Annotated in this window: 20 protein-coding genes and 1 tRNA gene; 12 read left to right on the top strand and 9 right to left on the bottom strand. The window is 56.1% G+C overall.

The window, feature by feature from the left end; genetic code table 11:
- Nucleotides 1–310: 310 nt before the first annotated feature.
- Nucleotides 311–397: transfer RNA gene (locus ACR0LZ_RS07015), tRNA-Leu, on the bottom strand.
- Between the two features lie 212 nt (nt 398–609).
- On the opposite strand from ACR0LZ_RS07015, the gene ACR0LZ_RS07010 reads away from it, so the two are divergent.
- Complete coding sequence (locus ACR0LZ_RS07010; protein ID WP_480749066.1) at nt 610–1,593, top strand: complex I NDUFA9 subunit family protein; 984 nt, start codon at nt 610–612, stop codon at nt 1,591–1,593.
- On the opposite strand, the gene ACR0LZ_RS07005 is transcribed toward ACR0LZ_RS07010, so the two are convergent.
- Nucleotides 1,594–2,397 carry an undecaprenyl-diphosphate phosphatase gene (locus ACR0LZ_RS07005; protein ID WP_480749065.1) on the bottom strand — a complete coding sequence of 268 codons (804 nt, stop codon included), beginning with the start codon at nt 2,395–2,397 and terminating at the stop codon, nt 1,594–1,596.
- A 230-nt stretch (nt 2,398–2,627) separates the two neighbouring features.
- Between ACR0LZ_RS07005 and ACR0LZ_RS07000 the strand changes: the two genes are divergently transcribed.
- From ACR0LZ_RS07000 to ACR0LZ_RS06965, 8 genes are all read left to right on the top strand, one after another.
- On the top strand, nt 2,628–4,061 hold the full coding sequence (locus tag ACR0LZ_RS07000; RefSeq protein ID WP_480749064.1) for an NAD(P)-dependent oxidoreductase: 1,434 nt from the start codon (nt 2,628–2,630) through the stop codon (nt 4,059–4,061).
- A 36-nt stretch (nt 4,062–4,097) separates the two neighbouring features.
- A complete protein-coding gene (locus tag ACR0LZ_RS06995) occupies nt 4,098–4,535 on the top strand; it encodes a GFA family protein (RefSeq protein ID WP_480749063.1) in 438 nt (145 codons plus the stop codon).
- The gene (gene gltB, locus ACR0LZ_RS06990) at nt 4,532–9,064 is read left to right on the top strand and encodes a glutamate synthase large subunit (RefSeq protein ID WP_480749062.1); all 4,533 of its coding nucleotides are present in this window, start codon (nt 4,532–4,534) and stop codon (nt 9,062–9,064) included. Before ACR0LZ_RS06995 ends, gltB begins: the two co-directional genes overlap by 4 nt.
- Before the next feature lie 183 nt (nt 9,065–9,247).
- Entirely contained in the window at nt 9,248–10,165 is a 918-nt protein-coding gene (locus ACR0LZ_RS06985; RefSeq protein ID WP_480749061.1) for a Hint domain-containing protein, read from the top strand.
- Nucleotides 10,166–10,204: 39 nt separating this feature from the next.
- Entirely contained in the window at nt 10,205–10,945 is a 741-nt protein-coding gene (mtgA, locus tag ACR0LZ_RS06980) for a monofunctional biosynthetic peptidoglycan transglycosylase (RefSeq protein WP_480749060.1), read from the top strand.
- A 58-nt stretch (nt 10,946–11,003) separates the two neighbouring features.
- The gene (gene fzlA / locus ACR0LZ_RS06975) at nt 11,004–11,669 is read left to right on the top strand and encodes an FtsZ-binding protein FzlA (RefSeq protein WP_480749058.1); all 666 of its coding nucleotides are present in this window, start codon (nt 11,004–11,006) and stop codon (nt 11,667–11,669) included.
- A 70-nt stretch (nt 11,670–11,739) separates the two neighbouring features.
- On the top strand, nt 11,740–12,771 hold the full coding sequence (gene queG / locus ACR0LZ_RS06970; RefSeq protein WP_480749057.1) for a tRNA epoxyqueuosine(34) reductase QueG: 1,032 nt from the start codon (nt 11,740–11,742) through the stop codon (nt 12,769–12,771).
- A gap of 72 nt (nt 12,772–12,843) precedes the next feature.
- A complete protein-coding gene (locus ACR0LZ_RS06965; RefSeq protein ID WP_480749056.1) occupies nt 12,844–14,847 on the top strand; it encodes a hydantoinase/oxoprolinase family protein in 2,004 nt (667 codons plus the stop codon).
- A 41-nt stretch (nt 14,848–14,888) separates the two neighbouring features.
- On the opposite strand, the gene msrA is transcribed toward ACR0LZ_RS06965, so the two are convergent.
- The 6 genes from msrA to ade all read right to left on the bottom strand — a co-directional run bounded on the left by msrA (nt 14,889) and on the right by ade (nt 20,703).
- Nucleotides 14,889–15,401, bottom strand: coding sequence for a peptide-methionine (S)-S-oxide reductase MsrA (gene msrA, locus ACR0LZ_RS06960; RefSeq protein ID WP_480749055.1), 513 nt, complete (start codon nt 15,399–15,401; stop codon nt 14,889–14,891).
- A complete protein-coding gene (gene msrB / locus ACR0LZ_RS06955) occupies nt 15,401–15,847 on the bottom strand; it encodes a peptide-methionine (R)-S-oxide reductase MsrB (RefSeq protein ID WP_480749054.1) in 447 nt (148 codons plus the stop codon). Before msrB ends, msrA begins: the two co-directional genes overlap by 1 nt.
- Nucleotides 15,848–15,985: 138 nt before the next feature.
- Nucleotides 15,986–16,864 carry a DMT family transporter gene (locus tag ACR0LZ_RS06950; protein ID WP_480749053.1) on the bottom strand — a complete coding sequence of 293 codons (879 nt, stop codon included), beginning with the start codon at nt 16,862–16,864 and terminating at the stop codon, nt 15,986–15,988.
- Between the two features lie 158 nt (nt 16,865–17,022).
- Nucleotides 17,023–17,310, bottom strand: coding sequence for an HU family DNA-binding protein (locus ACR0LZ_RS06945; RefSeq protein WP_117871130.1), 288 nt, complete (start codon nt 17,308–17,310; stop codon nt 17,023–17,025).
- A 130-nt stretch (nt 17,311–17,440) separates the two neighbouring features.
- Complete coding sequence (locus tag ACR0LZ_RS06940) at nt 17,441–18,904, bottom strand: AMP nucleosidase (protein ID WP_480749052.1); 1,464 nt, start codon at nt 18,902–18,904, stop codon at nt 17,441–17,443.
- A complete protein-coding gene (gene ade, locus ACR0LZ_RS06935; protein WP_480749051.1) occupies nt 18,901–20,703 on the bottom strand; it encodes an adenine deaminase in 1,803 nt (600 codons plus the stop codon). Before ade ends, ACR0LZ_RS06940 begins: the two co-directional genes overlap by 4 nt.
- Before the next feature lie 111 nt (nt 20,704–20,814).
- Here ade and ACR0LZ_RS06930 point away from each other — a divergent pair, with 111 nt between their 5' ends.
- Nucleotides 20,815–21,258 (top strand): VOC family protein, encoded by a 444-nt coding sequence (locus tag ACR0LZ_RS06930; protein WP_480749050.1) that lies wholly within the window; start codon nt 20,815–20,817, stop codon nt 21,256–21,258.
- 13 nt (nt 21,259–21,271) lie between these two features.
- Here ACR0LZ_RS06930 and ACR0LZ_RS06925 read toward each other — a convergent pair whose 3' ends face one another.
- The gene (locus ACR0LZ_RS06925; RefSeq protein WP_480749049.1) at nt 21,272–22,147 is read right to left on the bottom strand and encodes a LysR family transcriptional regulator; all 876 of its coding nucleotides are present in this window, start codon (nt 22,145–22,147) and stop codon (nt 21,272–21,274) included.
- A 125-nt stretch (nt 22,148–22,272) separates the two neighbouring features.
- Between ACR0LZ_RS06925 and ACR0LZ_RS06920 the strand changes: the two genes are divergently transcribed.
- Nucleotides 22,273–23,028 carry a class II aldolase and adducin N-terminal domain-containing protein gene (locus ACR0LZ_RS06920; RefSeq protein ID WP_480749048.1) on the top strand — a complete coding sequence of 252 codons (756 nt, stop codon included), beginning with the start codon at nt 22,273–22,275 and terminating at the stop codon, nt 23,026–23,028.
- Between the two features lie 26 nt (nt 23,029–23,054).
- Nucleotides 23,055–24,044, top strand: coding sequence for a sterol desaturase family protein (locus tag ACR0LZ_RS06915; protein ID WP_480749047.1), 990 nt, complete (start codon nt 23,055–23,057; stop codon nt 24,042–24,044).
- Nucleotides 24,045–24,158: the final 114 nt, after the last annotated feature.

Below are 24,158 nucleotides of genomic sequence, written 5' to 3'. Positions count from 1 at the left end.
TCGCCAGATCGAGCCCGACCGTGATAATCTCTGACATGACCGCTCTCCTTTGTGGATCGTTGCAGACCCACCTTGGCACAATGATGCCGTCGGGGGGCGGTCACATCATCAAAGCCCATTCCGACCACCTTTGCATCGATTCTGGGTATTGTTTAGGTAGGAATTTCTGCTTGCTATGTGGCGACAAGGAAACACGCAAAAAGACCTTGGTGTGCTACAAAATGTGATACAGCTGCCGCATGAAAAACTACCTGTTTCCCTAGTAAATCTACCAGAAACAACGGATTAGATAGATATTGTACATGAGTTATGGTGCCCAGGAGAGGACTCGAACCTCCACGTCCATACGGACACTAGCACCTGAAGCTAGCGCGTCTACCAATTCCGCCACCTGGGCAGGTGTCGTGAGGGGGCGTTTATGCCGACTGACGAACAGCGTCAATGGGATTCGAAGTGAATTTTGAAAGTTTTTTTGACACCATTAGTCGAAACAGCTCCAAGACACTGGAAACCACCTCGGTCATGGTGGCCGCGCGGCGTTTTTGCGCCTTGTTTGATGTGGGAAGGAAAGGTAGATCGGATCAAGATCCAGACAACAGGAGCCCTTCTATGTCAAAACTGGTCACGATTTACGGCGGATCGGGATTTGTTGGCCGCTACATCACGCGGCGCATGGCAATCGAAGGGTGGCGCGTGCGTGTCGCGGTCCGCCGCCCGAATGAGGCGATGTTTGTGAAACCCTATGGCGCCGTCGGTCAGGTCGAGCCGGTTTTGTGCAATATCCGGGATGATGCGTCGGTTGCCTCGGCGATGAGCGGTGCGGATGCCGTGGTCAATTGCGTTGGTGTTCTGAACGAGATGGGAAAGAACGGCTTCGAGGCGGTTCAAATCGATGGCGCAGAACGAGTGGCCCGTATCGCCGCCGAACAGGGTGTGGCTCGAATGGTTCATATCTCGGCCATCGGAGCGGATGCGGACTCGGACAGTAAATACGCCAGAACTAAGGCCAGAGGTGAAGAGGCCGTCCTGCGCCACATGCCAAATGCCGTTGTTTTGCGTCCTTCGGTTGTTTTCGGAACCGAAGACCAGTTCTTTAATCGGTTTGCTGCTATGACCAAGATGGGACCGTTCTTGCCATTGGTCGGCGCGGATACGCGGTTTCAGCCGGTCTATGTTGACGATGTCGCGCATGCTGCGGTTAAAGGCGTGCTGGGTCAGGCTGGAGCGGGCGTTTATGAGTTGGGTGGTCCAGAAGCCGCAAGTTTCCGCGAATTAATGGTGCAAATGCTTGAAATAATTCATCGCCGTCGCATTGTAATCGGACTGCCTTTCTGGGCAGCACGGATCATGGCCGGGTTGCTGGATATCCTCAAGTTCGTGAGTTTTCAGCTGTTTCCGAACAACATTCTGACGCGCGACCAGCTCAAGAACCTGGGGCGCGACAATGTGGTTTCCCAGGGCGCGCGCGGGTTTGCGGAATTGGACATAAAGCCGACTCCGATGGAATCCGTTTTGCCGGAATACCTGTGGAAGTTCCGCCCATCCGGGCAATACGACGACATTCAGAACTCAGCCAAGAATCTGGAAGTCTGATCAGACATAGGCAATCGCCAACAGCACCGTGCCCAAAAGGACCCGATAAATCACATATGGGGTAAATGTGGTGCTGCGCAAAAACCGCATCATCAGGGACAACGCCAACAGCGCCGAAAGGAAGGCAAACGCAGCAGCAATTGCGCCGTCTCTGGCCAATTGAGTATTGGCGTCGGCTGCGACCTCTGCCCCCAGCAAAACCCCCGAAGCAATGATTGTTGGAATGGACATGAGCATTGCAATGCGGGCACCTTCCGCGCGTACATAGCCCAATTGCCGGGCACCGGTGATGGTGATGCCGGATCGGGACGTGCCTGGGACCAAAGCCAGCGTTTGCCACAGGCCCATGATCAAAGCGTCGCGCAGCCCCCAATCAGCGGCATTCTTTTCCTGCGGGCCTTTCTGGTCAACAAAGTAAAGCAACAGACCAAAAAGCAACATTGTCCAGCCGATAACCGCCGTCGACCGGAGCGCACCGCTGAGACCCGTGAAATGCAAGACCGCGCCGGCAACAACAGTCGGAATAGTCGCTACGATTAATCCCATTGCAAGCCTTGAGCCTGCCGTGTCCGTGTTGCCAGTTAGCGCGCGCGGCAGACCAGCCAGGCCGACCTTAACGTCAGACCAAAAATAAAGGACCACTGCGCCCAACGTTCCGACATGCACGGCGACATCTATGGTCTGCCCCTGATCCTGAAGCCCGGTCAGATTCGGTAGCAAAATCAGGTGCCCTGACGAAGAAACCGGCAGAAACTCGGTGATCCCCTGAATGACCGCCACCAGAACCAAGTGAAATAGACTCATTTGTGCTGCTCAGCTGTTGTTTCGTCTGCATTGACCCAACTGGTATAAGTGTCTTGTATCAAAAGGAAAGAACTCAATTATATCCGAAACGGACCTAATAATAGAGTACGCTATTGTGAAAAGCTGACTGGCATAAAAATAAATTCTATATTAGGTCAGCATAATTGACTTTTAATTTCAATTGGGGTTTCGTATGCAGGCGCGACCAAGCCAAATCATGGAGTCTACCCGTGGCCACGCAACCGATGCTGAAATTTGTGCAGATTGAACGCGACATGCCTCAAAAGCGTGCTGCAGATCTTCGCAAGGAAGACTTCAACGAGATTTATGCGGAATATGCAGCCGAGAAAGCAGCGGAGCAGGCCAGTCGCTGCAGTCAGTGCGGCGTACCGTATTGCCAAAGCCACTGCCCGCTTCACAACAACATCCCCGATTGGTTGCGTTTGACCGCAATGGGGAGACTGGAAGAGGCTTATCAAACCAGTCAGGCCACCAATACGTTCCCAGAAATCTGCGGCCGGATCTGCCCGCAAGATCGGCTGTGCGAGGGCAACTGCGTGATCGAACAATCCGGGCACGGCACGGTTACAATCGGTTCGGTCGAGAAATACATCACGGACACAGCCTGGGAAAAAGGTTGGGTCAAGCCGGTAAAACCGGGCGTCGAGCGCACTGAGAGCGTCGGTATCATCGGCGCGGGTCCCGGCGGATTGGCCGCCGCTGACATGCTGCGCAAGGCAGGTATTCAGGTGACTGTTTATGACCGATATGACCGCGCGGGCGGATTGCTGACTTATGGCATTCCGGGCTTCAAGCTGGAAAAAAACGTGGTGATGCGCCGCAACAAACTACTTGAGGATAGTGGGGTACAGTTCGTGCTGAACTGTGATGTTGATGCAGCCAAGTTCGCCGAAATCCAAGAAACGCATGACGCGATCATCATTGCGACCGGTGTCTATAAATCACGCGATCTGTCCATGCCGGGCAGCGGATTGCAGGGCATTGAAAAGGCGATTGATTTCCTGATGGCGTCGAACCGGAAAAGCTTTGGCGATTCGGTCGAAGATTTCGACAGCGGCCGCCTGAATGCCGATGGCAAGCGGGTGGTTGTCATCGGGGGTGGTGATACCGCAATGGATTGCGTGCGCACGTCGATCCGTCAGGGTGCGACCTCTGTCAAATGCCTGTATCGCCGCGACCGCGCCAACATGCCCGGGTCGCAACGCGAAGTTCAAAACGCTGAAGAAGAAGGCGTGGTGTTTGAGTGGCTGAGCGCGCCCAAGGGATTCACCGGCGACGATGTGGTTTCAGGCGTAATGGTTCAGAAGATGCGGCTGGGTCAACCGGACGCTTCGGGCCGGCAAGCACCCGAGGTGATCGAAGGCGCCGATTATGTTGAAGACGCCGATCTGGTGATCAAGGCATTGGGGTTTGAGCCCGAAGACCTGCCCACGCTGTTTGGCCAGCCCGAATTGCCCGTGACCCGTTGGGGCACGATCAAGGCTGCGTTCCAGACCGGCGCAACCGAGATGGACGGCGTCTACGCCGTCGGTGACATCGTTCGCGGCGCTTCGCTTGTAGTCTGGGCCATTCGAGATGGTCGCGACTGTGCCAACGCGATTATCGAGGGTTTTAACATTAAGGCCGCGGTTGCTGCGGAATAGAGCTGAACTACGGCCAGCCAGAACGGGATCAACCGAATGAGCGAGTTACAAGGCCAATGCATGTGTGGCGCGGTGACGGTTACAGCGACCCCCGCGCGAGAGACACTGGGCGCTTGCCACTGCGATATGTGCCGCCGGTGGAGCAGCGGCGCCTACATGAGCTTTCCAGCCGAGCCAGGGTATGCCGCCCTGGGACCGGTAAAGACCTACAAGTCGTCAGACTGGGCGGAACGCGCTTTTTGCGACGATTGCGGCTCTTCCCTGTGGTATCGCCTAACAGCACCCGGAGAAATGCACGGACAAACACAGATGGCTGCCGGGCTTTTCGATAACGCTGGCGGCAATACACTGAAACTCGAACTTTTCATCGACAAAAAGCCCGAGGGTTATGCGTTCGAAGGCGAACGCCGGCAAATGACCGAAGCAGAGGTCATGGCCATGTACGCCCCGTCGGAACAAGGAGACAGCCAATGACCAAATATGATGCCGATTGGGTGCGGGCCGAAGAAGCAAAGCGCAAGTGGATGGCCGATAACGGTCTCTATTCCGAGGAAGAAGAGCATTCTTCCTGCGGTGTGGGCCTTGTGGTTTCCATCGACGGCAAGAAAAGCAGGAAAGTTGTAGAGGCCGGGATCAAAGCGCTCAAGGCCGTGTGGCACCGAGGTGCGGTTGACGCAGATGGCAAGACTGGCGATGGCGCAGGTATCCATGTGCAAATCCCTGTTCCGTTCTTTTATGATCAGATCGAACGCACCGGCCACAAGCCGCGCATGGATGAGTTGGTCGCCGTAGGTCAGGTGTTTCTGCCGCGCACCGACTTTGGTGCCCAGGAACGCTGCCGGACCATCGTGGAAACCGAAGTATTGCGGATGGGTTACTCGATCTATGGCTGGCGGCATGTGCCCGTCGATGTGTCGTGTCTTGGAGAAAAAGCCAACGCGACCCGACCCGAGATCGAGCAGATTTTGCTGTCGAACTCAAAAGGGGTGGACGAAGAGACCTTTGAGCGCGAGCTCTATGTGATCCGTCGCCGGATCGAGAAGGCTGCAAATGCCGCCGGAATATCGGGTCTGTACATCGCATCGTTGAGCTGTCGCTCGATCATCTACAAGGGCATGATGCTGGCCGAACAAGTGGCCGTGTTCTATCCCGATCTGTTGGATGAACGGTTCGAATCCGCTTTTGCGATTTATCACCAGCGCTATTCCACCAACACTTTTCCCCAATGGTGGCTGGCACAGCCGTTCCGCATGTTGGCCCATAATGGTGAGATCAACACACTCAAGGGCAACCTGAACTGGATGAAGAGCCATGAGATCCGCATGGCGAGTACTTTCTTTGGTGATCTGGCCGAGGATATCAAACCGATCGTCCCGGGTGGGGCATCCGATTCGGCGGCGCTGGATTGCGTGTTCGAGGTGATGGTGCGGGCGGGCCGCAATGCGCCGATGGCCAAAACCATGCTGGTTCCGGAAAGCTGGTCAAAGCAGGCGGTTGAACTGCCACAGGCCTGGGTCGACATGTATTCATATTGCAACTCGGTCATGGAGCCGTGGGATGGCCCCGCCGCGCTGGCAATGACCGATGGCCGCTGGGTTTGCGGTGGGCTGGACCGAAACGGCCTGCGCCCGATGCGCTATGTGGTCACCGGCGATGGCTTGCTGATCGCAGGTTCCGAAGCGGGGATGGTGCCGATTGACGAAGCTTCGGTGGTGCAGAAAGGCGCGTTGGGTCCAGGCCAGATGATCGCAGTCGATATGGCCGAGGGTCGGCTGTATCACGACAAGGCGTTGAAAGATCTGCTGGCGGCGTCACGGCCATTTGGTGATTGGGTCGGAAAGATCAACAACCTCGAAGACGAACTGAAGGGCGTCGTGGAACAAGCGCTGTTCAAAGGCCAGGAGTTGCGCCAGCGCCAGATCGCGGCTGGCTACACCGTCGAGGAGCTGGAACAGATCCTTGCGCCGATGGCCGAAGACGGCAAGGAGGCGTTGGCCTCGATGGGTGACGACACCCCGTCGGCGGTTCTTTCCAAATTGTACCGCCCGCTTAGTCACTTCTTCCGTCAGAACTTCAGCCAGGTCACCAACCCGCCGATTGACTCGCTGCGCGAATACCGCGTGATGAGTCTTAAGACCCGGTTCGGCAACCTGAAGAACGTTTTGGACGAAGACAGCAGCCAGACCGAGATCATCGTTCTGGAAAGCCCCTTTGTCGGGAACGCTCAATGGGACAAGTTGGCGGACCATTTCAATGCCCCGCTAGTCGAAATCGACTGCACCTTCGAACCCGGAGCGGGTGCATTAAGTTCAGCGCTGACCCGCATCAGGGCCGAGGCCGAAGAAGCGGTGCGATCTGGCGCCGGACATTTGGCGTTGACCGACCAACACTCGGGCACTGACAAGGTGGCGATGCCGATGATCCTGGCGACCAGTGCCGTGCATTCGCATTTGACTCGCAAGGGCTTGCGTACATTTTGCTCGCTGAACGTACGTTCGGCGGAATGCATCGATCCTCACTATTTTGCGGTGCTCATCGGTTGCGGCGCGACCGTTGTTAACGCTTATCTGGCGGAGGATTCGATTTCCGATCGCATCGAGCGTGGCCTGCTTGAAGGCAGCCTGACCGAGAACATTGCGCGCTATCGCGAGGCTATTGATCAGGGGCTGCTCAAGATCATGGCCAAGATGGGGATTTCGGTTGTGTCTTCCTATCGTGGCGGATTGAATTTTGAGGCAGTGGGACTGAGCCGTGCAATGTGCGCCGAGTACTTCCCAGGCATGACCAGCCGTATCTCGGGTATCGGTATCAAGGGGATTCAGGCCAAGGCCGAAGAAATCAACGCCAAGGGTTGGGACAGCGGTCTGGACGTGTTGCCCATCGGTGGATTCTACAAGGCGCGTAAATCGGGTGAGACCCACGCGTGGGAAGCGACCTCGATGCATATGATGCAGATGGCCTGCAACAAGGCATCGTATGAGCTGTGGAAGCAGTATTCGGCCAAGATGCAGTCGAACCCGCCAATTCATCTGCGCGATCTGATGGATTTCAAACCGCTTGGTAAACCAGTGCCGATCGAAGAGGTGGAATCGATCACCTCAATCCGCAAACGCTTTGTCACGCCAGGTATGTCGCTGGGTGCATTGTCGCCCGAGGCGCATAAAACACTGAACGTGGCGATGAACCGTATCGGTGCGAAATCCGACAGTGGCGAAGGTGGCGAAGATCCGGCGCATTTCGTGCCTGAACCCAATGGCGACAACCCTTCGGCCAAGATCAAACAGGTGGCTTCGGGCCGGTTTGGCGTGACCGCGGAATACCTCAACCAGTGTGAGGAGCTTGAGATCAAGGTCGCTCAGGGTGCAAAACCCGGCGAAGGTGGTCAGTTGCCGGGTATGAAGGTCACCGACCTGATTGCGCGCCTGCGCCATTCGACCAAGGGCGTGACGCTGATCTCACCGCCGCCGCACCACGATATCTATTCGATCGAGGATCTGGCGCAGCTGATCTACGACCTGAAACAGATCAACCCGCGTTGCAAGGTGACGGTCAAGCTGGTGGCGTCCTCGGGCGTTGGTACGATTGCTGCTGGTGTGGCCAAGGCCAAAGCGGATATTATCCTTATTTCAGGTCACAATGGCGGTACGGGCGCATCGCCTGCGACCTCGATCAAGTACGCTGGTCTGCCGTGGGAGATGGGCCTGACCGAGGCGCATCAGGTTCTGGCGATGAACAACCTGCGGGGCCGCGTGACCTTGCGGACCGACGGTGGCCTGCGGACCGGGCGTGACATCGTTATGGCGGCGATGATGGGGGCCGAGGAATACGGCATCGGTACCGCCGCGCTGATTGCGATGGGCTGTATCATGGTGCGACAGTGCCAGTCGAACACCTGCCCGGTTGGCGTGTGTACGCAAGACGAAAGCCTGCGGGCAAAGTTCAACGGAAGCGCGGAGAAGGTGGTGAACCTTATCACTTTCTATGCGCAGGAAGTGCGGGAGATTCTTGCCTCAATCGGTGCGCGCTCGGTAGACGAAATCATCGGGCGAGCCGACCTGTTGGCGCAGGTCAGCCGGGGTTCCGCGCACCTCGACGATCTGGATCTCAATCCACTGTTGATCACAGTCGATGGCGCTCATGACATTGTCTATAACCGCGACAAGGAGCGCAATTCGGTTCCCGATACGCTGGACGCCGAAATTGTGCGCGATGCGGCGCGATTCCTGAAGGACGGTGAAAAGATGCAACTGTCCTACGCCGTGCAAAACACGCATCGAACTGTAGGCACACGTGTATCCAGCCATATCGTGCAGAATTTTGGCATGAGGAACACCTTCCAACCGGACCACCTGCACGTCAAGTTGCAAGGGTCGGCTGGGCAGTCGCTCGGCGCGTTTGCGGCCCCGGGTCTCAAGCTGGAAGTCTCTGGTGACGCCAATGATTATGTTGGAAAGGGTCTGTCGGGTGGGATAATTGTTGTACGCCCGCCACAAATCAGCTCCCTGCACGCCGATGAAAACACCATTATCGGAAACACTGTTTTGTATGGCGCAACCGATGGTTTCCTTTTCGCCGCCGGGCGCGCTGGTGAGCGATTTGCAGTTCGCAACTCGGGCGCAACCGTTGTTGTTGAGGGTTGCGGTTCCAACGGATGTGAGTACATGACGGGCGGTGTCGCAGTCATTCTGGGTGATATCGGGGCCAATTTCGGAGCCGGGATGACCGGAGGTATGGCGTATCTCTACGACCCTGATGGTAAGTCCAAAGTATTGATGAACAAAGAAACTTTGGTGACATGTCCGGTGGAAGCAGAGCATTGGGAAAATCAACTGAAGGGCCTAGTCGAACGGCATGCACAGGAGACCGGCAGCCGGAAGGCCTTGGACATCCTGCAGCATTGGGAAGTTGAAAAATCGAACTTCCTACAGGTTTGCCCAAAAGAGATGCTCGACAAACTGGCCTATCCGTTGAGTGTCGAACGGACTGCCGTTCCAGCCGAGTAGACGCCGACTAAAATGATGTTCCCTTACGCGTTGGAAAAGCGCGTAAGGGTATTTTATTGATGCCGGTTGCAGAGCGGCCAAAATCTTGCGAAATTCCCAAAAAACGACCAGTTGTTTCCCCAATTTGGGCTGCTTGACGTGTATTCAGGTAGCATTGTTAGAATTACGAGTTAGGAACGGCGGATGGCCACAACATATTCAGACCAGTTTTTTATCCTGGACCCGGCAAATCCTGTGAACGTCGGATCGACTTTGCAGGTTCAATTTTACGATCTTGTCGACCAAAACGATGATGGTGATGTGGATCGCTTTAACGAAGATTCCGTCAATGGCTTTGACGTCATCCAATCCTGGCCGGGTGATACAGTTACAATCGATGTCCCTGGTGAGGGCGAAGTGACCTATACTGGCACAACCTTTTATCTTGCAGGTGGTCTTAGGGTTTTCACACCCACCGATGGGCAGCTTTTGCAAGAAGGGACATTCGTAAGTTCGACATTCGTAACAACGCAAGGTCCTCTCATTGTCCCGGATGACCTCGGGCCTGCGTGCTTTACGCCAGGGACGATGATCATGACACCGACCGGCGAACAGGCCATCGAAGCCCTTCAGCCCGGCGATTTGGTTGTCACGGCGGACAACGGCCCTCAGCCAATACTGTGGATAGGACGCACGCAAGTCATGGCCGAGGGAACCCTTGCACCGATCCGGTTCGAAGCGGGTATTCTTGGTCTGACTCGTCCTCTGATGGTTTCGCCCCAACATCGTATGGTGATCAAAGATTGGCGTAGCGCATATTTTTTTGGTCACAAGGAAGTGCTTGTACCAGCGCATACAATGGTTAACGGAACAACCGTTACTCGGGTCGAAGGCGGGAATGTGGACTATATCCATCTGCTTTTCGCCCAACACGAAGTGATCTTCGCCAATGGCGCGGCCAGTGAGAGCTATTTCCCGGGAAATGCCCTGGCGGCCTCGGACCGAAAAACGCAGGCAGAGATTCTGGCTCTGTTCCCCAAGCTAGATCACGTCAGTTCCCAGGCGTTTCTGGCCACCCGCCCTGTTCTGAAGGCGTATGAGGCTGCATTGGTCGCAATTTAGGGCTTTCTTCTGACGGCCAAGCCCTTTTATAGCTGGGGCATGGCAAAGAAAGCAGCGCGCAAAACAGGCGGCAAAAAGAAAGTTGGTTCACGACAGGGAGGGCGCACGGGGCTGTTGCGTCGGGTCACGCGTATTGCAGCCCTGGTCGCTGCTGGTGTGGCTGGTTTGATTGTGGCGCTTGTCGCACTTTACTCCATTGTCAATCCACCGGTCACCCACACGATCTGGGCAGAATGGCGGCGCTTAGGGAGAATCGAACGCGATTGGGTGGCGATGGATGAAATAGCGCCGGTCATGGCCCGCTCGGCAGTCGCGGCAGAGGATGCGAATTTCTGCCTGCATTGGGGGTTCGACGTAACCGCGATCAGGGCTGCGATCGAACAAGGCAGCGAGCGCGGCGCGTCAACCATCTCACAACAGGTGGTCAAGAACGTGTTTCTTTGGCAGGGGCGCAGTTGGGTTCGAAAGGCGATGGAAACCTCGATCACGCCTGTCGTCGAATTGTTATGGAGCAAGCGCCGTATATTAGAGGTTTATTTGAACGTCGCAGAGATGGGAGAGGGCGTTTTTGGTGTAGAGGCCGCCTCGCGGAAGTACTTTGGTATTCCGGCAGCCGAGTTGTCAGAAACGCAGGCAGCGCGGATTGCTGCAATCCTGCCGTCCCCGCGGCGCAGGTCGGTGACTGATCCATCTGTGCGCGTCCGACGGCGGGCCGCAGCCATCCGTGACGGTGCGGCCACCATCCGCGCAGATGGTCGCTCGGATTGCTTCGAGGATTGAAACCAGAAGGCCAGCAAGGCTATTGCTGGGACACCGTCACTCGTTCGATTGGATTTACATGGCGCGCCTGTTTCACGTTCCCCTGTCTCCGTATTGCCGCAAGGTTCGATTGTCACTTGCGGAAAAGAAAATCGAAGTCGAACTTGTCGAGGAGCGCTATTGGGAAGGAGATCCCGATTTTCTTCGCCGAAACCCTGCGGGCAAGGTTCCGGTTCTTCGGTTGGATGGTCATGTCATGGCTGAAAGCGCTGCGATTTGCGAGTATATCGAGGAAACCCGGCCTGAACCGTCATTGATGCCCAAGCCGCCCGAGGCCCGGTTCGAGGTGCGACGACTGGTGGGCTGGTTTGATGACAAGTTTCACCACGAAGTAACCTCGAAGCTGCTTTACGAGCGGGTCAACAAGAAAGTGACGGGGCAAGGGTATCCGGACAGCAAGAACGTCAAGGATGGTGCCCGCGCCATCAAATACCACCTCGACTATATGGCCTGGCTTCTGGATCACCGACGCTGGCTGGCGGGGGATCAGATGACGCTGGCGGATTTTGCCGCGGCTGCCCATCTGTCGTCTTTGGACTATATATCCGACGTAGACTGGAATCGCAGCCAGGTGGTCAAAGACTGGTATGCCAAGATCAAGTCGCGCCCGGCCTTTCGGTCGATACTGGCGGATCAGGTGCCCGGATTCAGGCCACCTTCGCATTACGCCGATCTTGATTTCTGAGCAGTTTCGGGGGCGCTGCCCCGCCGCCCTGCGGGCGTCTCCCCCGGGGTATTTGGGACCAGAAAGAAGCATGAGCCAGGAGTTGAAGGAAAAGCTGATCGCGATGGCGCTGCAGGAAGGGTTTGTGTCCTGTCGCGTCTGCCGGCCTTGGGATGTGCCGAAGGCACCTGAGCGACTGGCCGCATTTGTTGCATCTGGTTTTCACGGTCAAATGGGTTGGATGGCGGAGCGGATGGCGTGGCGCGGCAATCCAGCGGCGTTGTGGCCGGAAGCTCGGTCAGTGATCATGTTGGCGGAAAGCTACACACCCGAACATGATCCTACAGCCATACTTGCGGAGCGGGAATCCGGAGCAATTTCGGTCTATGCTCAGAACAAGGACTACCACGATCTGGTCAAGAAGCGCTTGAAACGGCTGGCGCGCTGGTTGATTGCCGAAGCGGGCGGCGAGGTGAAAGTTTTTGTGGATACCGCACCGGTTCCTGAAAAGGCGCTGGGGCAGGCGGCTGGCCTTGGTTGGCAGGGAAAGCACACGAATCTGGTAAGCCGGGATTGGGGAAATTGGGCCTTTTTAGGGTCGATTTTCACAACCCTCGATCTGCCTGCAGATGGTGCAGAAAAGGATCGCTGCGGGTCGTGCCGAGCTTGTCTGGACAGTTGCCCCACGAACGCTTTTCCAAGCCCTTATCAGTTGGATGCTCGCCGCTGCATTTCCTATCTCACGATCGAGCACAAGGGCCCGGTGGATGAAGAATTGCGCGGAAAGCTGGGGAATCGCATCTATGGGTGTGACGACTGCCTTGCCGCCTGCCCTTGGAACAAGTTCGCCGTAGCTGCCAGCGACATACGCTATTCTGCGCGCGATGAACTAAAGGCACCAAGGCTGAAAGCACTTGCGGTTCTGGACGACGCGGCCTTTCGACAGATGTTCTCTGGTTCTCCAATCAAACGAATTGGCCGGGACCGGTTTGTGCGAAATGTGCTTTACGCCATCGGAAACTCCGGTTCAGCGGTACTGTTGCCAACCGCGCGTGCGCTGACGGCCGATCCCGACCATGCAGTCGCGGACGCGGCGCGCTGGGCGGTGAAACAGTTGTCATAAATGACGCAAACAGGCTGGACGCATCACGCCAAGTCGCTAAACCCCGCAACAGCGAATAGAAGGAGAGACCCGATGGCGTTAGCTTTGGGTGTGGATACCGGCGGAACATATACTGATGCCGTGTTGGTCAAGGACGAGAAAGAGGTCGTCGCCTCGGCCAAGTCGTTGACTACGCGGGTGGACCTGGCGATTGGTGTGGGCAAGGCGATTTCGGCGGTCCTGGAACAGGCTGGCATATCCGCAAGCGAGGTATCGTTAGCGTCTCTTTCTACGACTCTCGCCACAAATGCGCTTGTCGAAGGCCAAGGCGGGCGGGTGGCGTTGATCTATGTTGGGTTCCGCGACGGTGATCTTGAAAAGCACGGCCTGCGCGATGCGCTGAAAGGCGATCCCGCACTGGAGATTTCCGGCGGGCACAGTCACGCGGGCAATCAGATTCAGCCACTTGATGTCGCGGCCTTGCGGGACTTTCTCGAGACCAACACGGGGATTTCTGGGTTCGCGGTTGCGGCACAATTTGCGACACGCAATCCGGCCCATGAGCTGGAAGCGGCGCGGATCATTGCCGAGATGACCGGCGCGCCTGTCACCTGTTCTCATCAGCTTTCGGCCAAGTTGAACGGGCCGAAACGCGCAGTAACGGCCGTTTTGAATGCTCGCCTGATCGGTTTGATTGATCGACTGATCGGGCGGGCGCAGGATACGCTGCGCGAAATGGGGGTAACCGCGCCGATGATGGTTGTTAGGGGGGACGGTGCTTTGATGAGTGCCGAACAAGCCCGTGAGCGACCAATCGAAACGATTCTGAGCGGCCCCGCAGCCTCGATCGTGGGCGCGCGTTGGCTGACCGGCGTAGAAAACGCGATTGTCTCGGATATCGGAGGAACGACGACGGACGTGGCCTTGATCCGTGACGGAAAACCAGCCATCGATCCGGCAGGTGCGCGGGTTGGCGGATTTCGGACAATGGTCGAGGCCGTCGCTATGCGCACGCACGGTCTGGGCGGAGACAGTCAGGTTCACGTTGTTACCGACGGGTTGGCAGGGGGCGTTTTCCTTGGCCCTCGACGCGTTTTGCCTGTGTCCCTGATTGCTGCAGAAGAAGGCGACGCCATACACGACATCCTTGACGAACAGCTGCGTTCAACATCGGTCAGCGAACACGATGCCCGTTTCGCCCGTATTGTTCCCGGCGTTCCGACCGAAGGAGTTGGCCCGCGAGAAGGGATATTGTTGGAAAGGCTGGGTGATCAGGTTCTGCCGCTGGGAAAGTTGCTGCACACACGCATGGAAAACAGCGCTCTGGCGCGGTTGGTGGACCGAGGCATTGTTCAGATCTCGGGCGTGACGCCTTCGGACGCTAGTCACGTTCTCGGACGGCTGGATGCCTGGGACACAGACGCAGCCCAAAAAGCGCTGGAACTCTATTCCAGAAAGCGAGTCGGATCCGGTGAAAGGCTGGCAAAGAACGCCGAGGAACTTGCACAGGCAATCATCGATCAACTGACCGAGCAGACAAGTTTAACCCTGTTAGAGACTGCATTCTCCGAAGAAGCAGAGGATTTCGGCCTTCCGCCAGAGCAACTGGCCAGGCATATTCTGACGCATCGAGGGCTTTCCGCGCATCGCGGTTTGCTGGCTTTGGATGCTGCGCTCAACGTGGATGTGGTGGGGCTGGGTGCATCGGCGCCAAGCTATTATCCTGCGGTCGGGAAAAGACTGCGGTCGAATATGATTCTACCGGAACATGCGGGCGTGGCAAACGCGATCGGTGCTGTGGTTGGGCGCGTAACGATCCGGCGAGCCGGTACCGTGACTAGCCCGTCCGAAGGTCGGTTCCGGGTGCATTTGGAGGAGGGGCCTGAAGATTACGGAAACTCGGACGAAGCTCTGGCGTTGCTCGAAGCAGTTTTGCGCGCTGAGACGGAAAGTGCGGCCAAGGCTGCCGGTGCCGAGGATATCCGTGTCATTGTCGAACGCGATATCAAATCTGTGCAGGTCGAAGGGCGACAGGTTTTTGTCGAAGGCATGCTGACGGTCGAAGCCAGCGGCCGCCCGCGCGTCGCAACAAGCTGAAAAAGGCACGGCAAAAACCCGCGCCTTTCCGTTGTCAGAGCCTATTCAGCTGCATCAGCCCGCTTTGGCAGCACCCAATCTGGTCGTGGAAAGTGGCAAGTATAACCGTTGGGTAGGCGAACGAGATAGTCCTGATGCTCCGGTTCGGCTTCCCAAAAATCGCCAACTGGTTCCACTTCGGTCACGACCTTGCCTGGCCATAATCCACTGGCGTTCACATCGGCGATTGTTTCCAGCGCGACTTGCCTTTGATCCTCGTCCACATGATAGATGGCAGAGCGATAGCTCATCCCGATATCGTTGCCCTGACGGTTCACGGTTGTCGGATCGTGAATTTGAAAGAAGAACTCCAACAATTGGCGGAACGAGATTTTTGCCGGATCGAACCAGATCTCGATTCCTTCCGCATGGGTTCCGTGGTTGCGGTAGGTCGCGTTAGGTACGTTGCCACCGGTATAGCCGACCCGGGTTCGATTGACCCCGGGCAGTTTCCGGACCAAATCCTGCATACCCCAAAAACACCCTCCGGCTAGAACGGCCCGTTGTTCGCTCATCAGATATCCTCCACCTGATCCAGATATTCGCCATAACCTTCGGCTTCCATGTCATCACGATGCACAAATCGAAGTGCGGCCGAATTGATACAATATCTTAGTCCGCCATGTTGGCGCGGGCCATCCGGAAAAACATGCCCGAGATGACTTTCGCCGTGTTTTGAACGTACCTCGATACGGATCATGCCCAGGCTGCGGTCTTCAAACTCTTCGACATGGGTGTGTTCGATGGGTTTTGTGAAACTCGGCCAGCCGCAACCGGATTCGTATTTGTGTGTCGACGCAAACAAAGGTTCGCCCGAAACGATATCGACGTAGATGCCGGGTTCTTTGTTGTACAGATGTTTGCCTGTTCCCGGGCGTTCTGTTCCACTGCGTTGCGTAACGTGAAACTCCTCACGGGAAAGTGCGGCGATGGCCTCGTGGTCCTTTTTGTACCGGGTCATGGCCTCTCCTGTTTTGGCTATACTTTCGCAGTAAATGGTGTACCGATTGCGGAAAGCAAAGACATATTTCAACCTGCTCGCGCAGACGTGCAAGTGGCACGACAGTGGAAACAGTCGGCCAAGTGATGCCTTGGCAATCTATGCGTTTTTTGAAGAAGGTTGCCGTGAGAGTTGCACCGCAAGGATGCCAACTGTGGTTATGGCAACGCCGATGGCATCCAGTATTCCAAGGCGCTCTCCCAGCAGGGCATAGGCGATGGCGACACCGAAAACCGGATTCAAAAAATGAAAGGTGGCCGCACGGGTCGCGCCAATGCGGTTGAGCAATAGAAACCAGACAAATGTGGCTGTCAGTCCGGGAATGAACGTCGTGTAGGCAAAGGCCAGCGCCAGAGGCCAAGTCGGGTTGATCCGAATACTTTCAAAGACCGGTGCGGCAACAAAAAGGATTGCCGATCCAACGAGCATTTGCAACCCGACAACCATCATGAAATTTCCGCCCGACGTGGCCCCTCGCACCGCCAGTGTTGCAAAGGCCAATGCCAATGCGCCAATTCCACACAGGATTACACCAAACGGGTCGATCCCCGCACTGATCCTTTCGCTCATTATCAGGGCAACGCCGACGAAACCTGCCAAAAGCCCCAAGACACCGAGCGGGCGCAGTTTTTCACCGAACAAGACCCAACTGGCCAAAGCGACGATCAACGGCATCGTTGAAGCAATAATGGCCGCCAACGACGCTTCGACTGTCTGCATGGCATAGAAGTTCAGACCCAAATAAAGGGCATTCTGGCAGATTCCAAATAGAATCGTCGCGTACCATTGTGAGCGGGTGAGGCGCCAGTTTTGTCCCATCGCTCTTGCAATCAGGATACCGATCATCCCAGAAATCAGAAAGCGCAAAGCCAACGAAAACAACGGCGATGCATCGGCGACGATAATGCGCGCCGACGTAAAGGCCGATGACCACATAAAGGCAAAGGCCAGCCCCATGGCAATTGCACGAAGATCCAATTAAACCCCCCAACGTGACTGGCCGGACTGTTTCGCATTTTTTGGTGGGTCGCAAGAGATCTGTCGCCAAGTAGCAGCCAAGTGTCTCCAGTTTCGACGTGCCAAAAGAAAAAGGGCCGCATCAGCGACCCCTTTTCCAAATTCGTGTGTATTACGAATTAGCCGTTCACGCTGTCTTTCAGCGCTTTGGCGATGGTCATTTTCACAACCTTGTCGGCTTCCTTGGTAAAGGTCTCTCCGGTGGCGGGATTGCGAACCTGACGCTCAGGGCGCTCACGGCAATAGATCTTGCCAACGCCCGGCAGGGTGACCGCACCGCCGGCGGAAACTTCGCGCGTGATCAGGCCGGTGATGGCCTCCAGTGCGGAGTTTGCGGATTTCTTGTCAGTTCCCATTTCCTCAGCGAGAGCAGCAACCAGCTGAGTCTTGGTCATAGGCTTTGCCATTTCTTGGTCTCCTTACAGTGCCCGATCCATAGGGCCTCACCGCGCAACTGTAACGGCATATTGTGGGGGAACACAACGAATAGTAGCGTCGGAATCCCCAAAAATATGAGGATTTCGTTGCTTTTTTGCTTCACAAAAAGGCTGTTTCGTCGAAAGAACGCAATTTCCGGCTGTGCAATCGTTCCAATGGCATCCCTCTGAGGGCCTCCATTGCTCGGATTCCGATCGCCAGATGGCGGTTTACCTGAGTGTTATAGAAGGATGAGGCCATGCCTGGAAGCTTTAGTTCGCCGTGCAGCGGCTTGTCCGAAACACACAGCAACGTGCCGTATGGAACCCGGAACCTGTATCCGTTTGCCGCGATGGTGGCGCTTTCCATGTCCAGTGCGATGGCCCGCGACTGGCTGAGCCGCTGAACCGGTCCGGACTGGTCGCGCAATTCCCAGTTCCGGTTGTCGACCGAAGCAACCGTTCCGGTGCGCATGATACGCTTAAGCTCATATCCTTCCAGCTCCGTGACTTCGGCCACAGCTTTTTCCAGCGCAATCTGAATCTCGGCAAGGGGCGGGATCGGAACCCATACCGGCAGGTCGTCGTCCAACACCTTGTCTTCCCGCAGATAGGCATGCGCAAGAACGAAGTCGCCCAGCGCCTGAGTGTTCCGCAACCCCGCGCAGTGACCTACCATCAACCACGCATGCGGACGCAGAACCGCGATATGATCCGTCGCGGTCTTTGCATTTGATGGACCGACGCCGATATTGACCAGCGTGATGCCCGATCCATCCGCGCGCTTGAGGTGATAGGTCGGCATCTGCGGCAGCTTCAGCGGGGAGTCGATCGGTGCTTCGGGTTCAAGTATCTCGACGTTCCCAGTGGAAACAAAACTCGTGTAACCGCTCTGCGGATTGGCCAGCTGCGCGCGCGCATAAGCCTCGAACTCGGATACATAGAACTGGTAGTTGGTGAACAAAATGTGGTTTTGAAAGTGTTCGGCTTTCGTGGCGGTATAGTGTTCCAGTCGCGCCAACGAATAATCAATCCGCTGCGCGGTAAACAGCGCCAGTGGACCGGTTCCGTTTTCGGGAACATGGGTCCCGTTGACGATATCGTCATTCGTAGTCGTCAGGTCCGGCACGTCAAAGACATCGCGCAACGTGAAACCTGCCGCGCCCTGATGCGGAACGACTAGATCGGAATTGTTGGCCACCGCGAAATGGACCGGGATAGGCGTGTCGGACGGTCCGATGAACACGGGCTGGTCATGGTTCTTGATCAGCAATGCAATCTGCTGCGTCAGGTAAGATCGGAACAGGTCGGGCCGCGTCACTGTCGTGGCATGATGTCCAGGTTCAGCGACATGACCAAAACTCAGACGGCTGTCGATATGTGCATAAGATGAAGTCTTGATCCGAATTTCGGGGTAAAATGCACGAAAGCGCCCTGACGGTGGCCCGTTTTTAAGAGTTTCCGAGAACCGGTCGCACAGATATTGCGTAGCTTGCTGGTACAACTCTTCCAGCCTTCTTACAGCGGCGTTTGGGTCGGAAAAGGATTCCGTTGCCGGAGATTCGGGTATTCCTATTCTTGTCATTCAAGCGGTTCCAACAGGTCAATCTTTTCAAATGTGCGCACATCGACCAGCCCAAGGTCGGATATTCGAAGTTCGGGAATGACCACCAGCGCCAGCAAAGAGTGCTGCATATAGGCGTTATTCAATTTGCAACCGCAGTCCTGCATTGCATCGACCATGGCCTGAGCCTTGGCCGCAACCAAGGTGGCTGGGCTGTCAGACATCAGGCCGGCAATTGGAAGCTCCACCAATGCCAGTTCTTCGCCATCGCGAAAAATGGTGATGCCGCCGCCAACTTCGGCCAGGCGATTGGCGGCAAGGGCCATCTGTTCCCGATCGGTGCCGACGACAATCATGTGATGGCTGTCATGCGCCACGGTCGAGGCCATTGCCATCCTGCCTTTGTACCCAAACCCGGACACAAAAGCGTTGGTGACTCCTCCGGTTGCTCGGTGCCGTTCGACCAATGCGATCTGGCAAGTCTCGCCATCACCTCCTACCAAACCGTCGACAACCGGAAGTTCAACTTTCAATGCTTTGGTCGGGGCTTGGTTTTCCACCACGCCGATCACATTGGCACGCACCTGGTTTGCGCCGCCGGGAGCATGGATTTCAAAGTCGGCAGAGGTCAGCAAATGCCCTAGATGCACCGTATTTCGGGCCGTGTCCGGCCAGTCGAAATGTGGGCAATCAACCTTGATCTCACCATTATCGGCCACCACCTGCCCCCGCGCGATGACCACATCGATGGGTAAATCCCGCAGATCTGAACTGAGGATAATGTCTGCGCGACGTCCTGGGGTGATGGAGCCGATCTCGCGCTCCAACCCGAAATGTGTTGCTGTGTTGATCGTCGCCATCTGAAGCGCGACCAACGGATCGCATCCGCACGCAATGGCATGGCGGACGACGCGGTTCATGTGGCCTTCATTGACCAACGTGCCTGAATGGCAATCGTCGGTGCACAGGATGAAGTTGCGCGGATCAAGACCCCTTTCCGTAACGGCGGTAATCTGGCTTTCCACATCGTACCAGGCCGAGCCTAGCCGCATCATCGACCGCATGCCCTGACGTACGCGGGCAATGGCATCGTCTTCGCAGGTTCCTTCGTGATCGTCAGCAGGGCCTCCGGCGACATAGGCAGCAAAATCGGGCCCTAAATCAGGTGAAGCGTAGTGTCCGCCAACCGTTTTTCCTGCCCGTTGCGTCGCTGCAATCTCGGCCAGCATCTTGGGATCGGCATTCGATACGCCAGGAAAATTCATCATCTCGCCCAACCCGATGATACCGGGCCAGGCCATAGCTTCGGTCACGTCTTCTGGCGAGATTTCATACCCGGTGGTTTCCAACCCCGGAGCGGAGGGTGCACAGGACGGCATCTGAGTGAAGATGTTGACCGGCTGCATCAACGCTTCGTCATGCATCATGCGTACACCGGCCAACCCCAGCACATTGGCGATTTCATGCGGGTCGGTGAACATCGACGTGGTGCCATGCGGGATCACGGCGCGGGCAAATTCGGCCGGCGTCAGCATACCCGACTCGATGTGCATATGGGCATCGCAAAGTCCGGGGATCATGTAGCGGCCTTGTGCTTCGATAATATGCGTATCGGGACCAATGCAGTGTGACGCATCAGGTCCGACAAAGGCAATCCGACCTTCGGCAATCGCTATCGAATGGTCGGACAGCACTTCGCGACTGTGCACGTTGACCCAGATACCACCGCGGACAACGGTATCCGCTGCCTCGCGTCCTGCGGCAACGGCAATGAGCCGAGGTGCAACGTCGGGCCAGGTTGGGAAAGGTGTGTGTTCCATGGCTCAACTTTCCCGAATGTCAGGACGTGCGCAACCCCTGTGATGCGTTTGTCACCAAAGGATCACGAAACACTGCTTGACCGGCTGATCGGGAACAAGGAAGCTCTCGCCATGGATTATGAAACGATAGAGGCCGATACGTTCGGCCGGTCCCTGAAGGGCATCGGATTGAACCTTCTCGTTCGGGATGTGAAGGCTGAATGCCATTTTTTAGAGACTGTTTTTGCGGCGAAATGTCATCAAGTTACGGCAGACTTCGCAATCGTTACGTATGGAAACCAGGTGTTTCAGCTGCATTCCGACGCAACGTATCATTCCAATCCCCTCCAAGGCCTCCTTCCAGAAAATCCGCCTAGGGGTGTTGGTATCGAGATCCGCCTATATGACACAAACCCCGACGTTTCGGTCGCAAAGGCAATGAAATACGGTGTTACTGTATTGCAAGAAGCGACGGACAAACCGCATGGTCTGCGCGAGGCGTACATTCTGTGCGAAAATGGATATGCTTGGGTGCCTAGTCGTCCAAAAGATCTGATGCCTACGAACGAGGCATGACATCGTGTGAACCTCATTTGTATTCTTCGGCCGCGATTTCGGACCGTATCCAGTTTGCAAACGAGATTGCTCCAGGCATCTCTTCGGCTTGAGGTGACAACAGCAGATAATAGGCCTCGGGCATCAGTACGCTGTGTTTGAATGGCGCCACCAGCCGACCCTCGGCCAAAAGGCGCGAAACGATCACTTTGTGACCCATGCACAGCCCTCCCCCAGCCATCGCTACAGAAAGACCGACCATATATGTGGTGGAATAGGTAATCGGAGGATTCTGCCAATTTAGACCCATATCTTCGGCCCAGGCGGCCCAATTTGCCAATAAGTTTGAACAGTCATAAAGCGGCTGGTCGTGCAGGTTTTCCAGCGTGACCGGGAAACTCGGGGCGCAGACAGGAAAATAGTAATCGGTTGTCAGCAATTCCGTCCGAACCGTATCCGCTGGGCGCAGCGAATACCGAATCTCAACCGCCGCGCCTTCGGCCATTTCCCGGGGCTCCCACAGCTCGGTATAGATGCTCAGGTGCACTTCGGGATGCATTGCTCGGAACTTCGGCAGGCGCGGGCCAAGCCAGTTCACAGCAAACGTGATGTTGCATTGAACCTGAACGGTGTTTTTCCGGTCTCCGGTCACGGCCTGCGTTCCCCTCAGCAAGGTCCGAAACGCGTCGCGCACGACCGGCAAATAGGTGATTCCCGCTTCGGTCAGTTCCAGTGCACGCGGGCGGCGATGAAACAAGGGTCGGCCCAGATGGCCCTCCAGAGATTTGATCTGCTGGCTGACAGCGCTTTGCGTCATGTTCAGGTCCCGCGCCGCGCCGGTGAAAGACAAGTGGCGCGCCGCTGCCTCGAACGTGCGAAGCCAACCGAGCGGAGGAAGGCGTGTCTGCATTTGCATAACCTTGGCATAAGTTTTGCTAATGAAGTAGCCGCTTTTTTTTCGTTGGTCAAAATCACACTGCGCATGCAGGTTTTCAGATGACCGAAGTCGCTGCCTTATTCCTCAGGAGAATCGCCATGAGTGTCACCAACCTGCGTCCCAACATCGACCATTGGCAGGATCGCGTGGATTTGGCTGCTGCCTTTCGCTGGACCGAACGACTGAATATGCACGAAGGAGTTGCCAACCACTTCAGCCTCGCTGTGAACGAGGATGGCACGCAATTCCTGATGAATCCGAACCAGATGCATTTCAAGCGCATCACGGCGTCGAACCTTCTGCTGCTCGACGCCAACGATCCGGACACAATGAAGAAACCCGGCGCCCCGGACCCTACCGCGTGGGGATTGCATGGCTCGATCCACCGGCTTTGTCCGCACGCGCGCTGTGTCATGCATGTCCATTCCACTTTTGTAACGGTTCTGGCCTCGCTCGCAGACAGCACTTTGCCGCCCATCGATCAGAACACCGCGACGTTTTACAATCGCTATGTGATTGACGAAGAATTTGGCGGTTTGGCTTTCGAAAGCGAAGGCGCGCGTTGTGCCTCGATGCTGTCGGACCCAAAAAAGAACGTGATGATCATGGGTAATCACGGCGTACTGGTCATCGGCAAGGACCCGGCTGATACCTTCAATCGACTCTATTATTTTGAACGCGCGGCTGAAACATATATCCGCGCGTTGCAAACCGGACAAAAACTGCGGGTTCTGCCCGATGAAATCGCAGAAAAGACCGCTCAGGAACTTGAGGATTATCCCGGTCAGGCCGAGGCGCATATGCGCGAAATCAAGGCCGTTCTGGATGCTGAAGGCTCCGATTACGCAAACTGACTCACCCTTTGCAGAGTGCTCACACCATGGCTGAAGTGTTACAAGATCCCGAATCCAACCGCTGGAATTATCGCCCCGAAACGGCTGTTCCCCTCAACCCCCTTTTCAATTGGCCACCACGCCCCGCGGCGGTTCTGAAATGGTACAGTGGCGCGTGGCTGCAGATCACGTCGCTCACCTTGTGCATGACGGTGGCGTTCATTGCCTATGTCTTTTTCTTGCCATCGCTTGAGTCGATGCAGAGCTTTTCGCCTGGCTGGATGTTCCGTGTCTGGCTGTTGAACATGGTGCCTCAGACGCTGGTTGCCGGTGGATTGCACTGGTGGCTCTACATGCGCAAGGGCCAGGGAATGCACAAGAAATTCGACCGCCGTGATCTGACCCGCAACAACGGTATTTTCACCTTTCGTAATCAGGTATGGGACAATATCTGGTGGACATTGGGCAGCGCGATGACCGTGGCAACCGTCTATCAGTGGATCATCTATTGGGCGATGGCAAATGGCTGGGCACCTGTTATCACCTGGGAACAGGCGCCGGTCTGGTTCGTGGTGTGGATGTTCTTTATCCCGATGTGGTCAGGGCTTCATTTCTATTGGGTCCACCGGTTGGAACACCATCCGAAACTGTACAAGCATGTGCATGCGGTACATCATCGTAATGTCAATGTTGGGCCGTGGTCGGGTATCTCGAACCATTGGTACGAAAACATGCTCTACTTCACGACCTATTTCATCCATCTGCTCGTGGCCTCGCACCCGCTGCATTTGTTGTATCATGTGTATTTCCAGCAGGTGAGCCCGATCCTGTCACACTCCGGCTTTGAAAAAATCAAGGCAAACGATACAGAAGCCGCGCGTGCCGGGGATTTCTTTCACCAACTGCATCACCGGTATTTCGAGTGCAACTATGGCACTTCGGAAATTCCGTTCGACAAATGGTTCGGCACCTATCACGACGGAACCGCAGCCGCGACCGACCGAACCCGGGCTTTCAAAAAGCAGATGTACACCTGAATTACACATCACTATCGGGCGGGGAGGCTTCTGGGTCGCCCCCGTCCGCATCGTCCTTGAATTGGGGTCAGGGACTTTACCTGCCCACTGCCCATCTGTTAAACGCACCCGGTC

It is taken from the genome of Ruegeria sp. CI1 (assembly GCF_056536925.1).
The sequence above is the reverse complement of the archived record's forward strand: the minus strand, read 5'-3'. Positions and strand labels throughout refer to the sequence as shown.

What these genes read in the sequence shown, in the direction of transcription:
- ACR0LZ_RS07010 (WP_480749066.1), top strand. Translation starts at nt 610, where the DNA reads ATGTCAAAACTGGTCACGATTTACGGCGGATCGGGATTTGTTGGCCGC.
- ACR0LZ_RS07005 (WP_480749065.1), bottom strand. Translation starts at nt 2,397, where the DNA reads ATGAGTCTATTTCACTTGGTTCTGGTGGCGGTCATTCAGGGGATCACC.
- ACR0LZ_RS06995 (WP_480749063.1), top strand. Translation starts at nt 4,098, where the DNA reads ATGAGCGAGTTACAAGGCCAATGCATGTGTGGCGCGGTGACGGTTACA.
- gltB (WP_480749062.1), top strand. Translation starts at nt 4,532, where the DNA reads ATGACCAAATATGATGCCGATTGGGTGCGGGCCGAAGAAGCAAAGCGC.
- ACR0LZ_RS06985 (WP_480749061.1), top strand. Translation starts at nt 9,248, where the DNA reads ATGGCCACAACATATTCAGACCAGTTTTTTATCCTGGACCCGGCAAAT.
- mtgA (WP_480749060.1), top strand. Translation starts at nt 10,205, where the DNA reads ATGGCAAAGAAAGCAGCGCGCAAAACAGGCGGCAAAAAGAAAGTTGGT.
- fzlA (WP_480749058.1), top strand. Translation starts at nt 11,004, where the DNA reads ATGGCGCGCCTGTTTCACGTTCCCCTGTCTCCGTATTGCCGCAAGGTT.
- queG (WP_480749057.1), top strand. Translation starts at nt 11,740, where the DNA reads ATGAGCCAGGAGTTGAAGGAAAAGCTGATCGCGATGGCGCTGCAGGAA.
- ACR0LZ_RS06965 (WP_480749056.1), top strand. Translation starts at nt 12,844, where the DNA reads ATGGCGTTAGCTTTGGGTGTGGATACCGGCGGAACATATACTGATGCC.
- msrA (WP_480749055.1), bottom strand. Translation starts at nt 15,401, where the DNA reads ATGAGCGAACAACGGGCCGTTCTAGCCGGAGGGTGTTTTTGGGGTATG.
- msrB (WP_480749054.1), bottom strand. Translation starts at nt 15,847, where the DNA reads ATGACCCGGTACAAAAAGGACCACGAGGCCATCGCCGCACTTTCCCGT.
- ACR0LZ_RS06945 (WP_117871130.1), bottom strand. Translation starts at nt 17,310, where the DNA reads ATGGCAAAGCCTATGACCAAGACTCAGCTGGTTGCTGCTCTCGCTGAG.
- ACR0LZ_RS06940 (WP_480749052.1), bottom strand. Translation starts at nt 18,904, where the DNA reads ATGACAAGAATAGGAATACCCGAATCTCCGGCAACGGAATCCTTTTCC.
- ade (WP_480749051.1), bottom strand. Translation starts at nt 20,703, where the DNA reads ATGGAACACACACCTTTCCCAACCTGGCCCGACGTTGCACCTCGGCTC.
- ACR0LZ_RS06930 (WP_480749050.1), top strand. Translation starts at nt 20,815, where the DNA reads ATGGATTATGAAACGATAGAGGCCGATACGTTCGGCCGGTCCCTGAAG.
- ACR0LZ_RS06925 (WP_480749049.1), bottom strand. Translation starts at nt 22,147, where the DNA reads ATGCAGACACGCCTTCCTCCGCTCGGTTGGCTTCGCACGTTCGAGGCA.
- ACR0LZ_RS06920 (WP_480749048.1), top strand. Translation starts at nt 22,273, where the DNA reads ATGAGTGTCACCAACCTGCGTCCCAACATCGACCATTGGCAGGATCGC.
- ACR0LZ_RS06915 (WP_480749047.1), top strand. Translation starts at nt 23,055, where the DNA reads ATGGCTGAAGTGTTACAAGATCCCGAATCCAACCGCTGGAATTATCGC.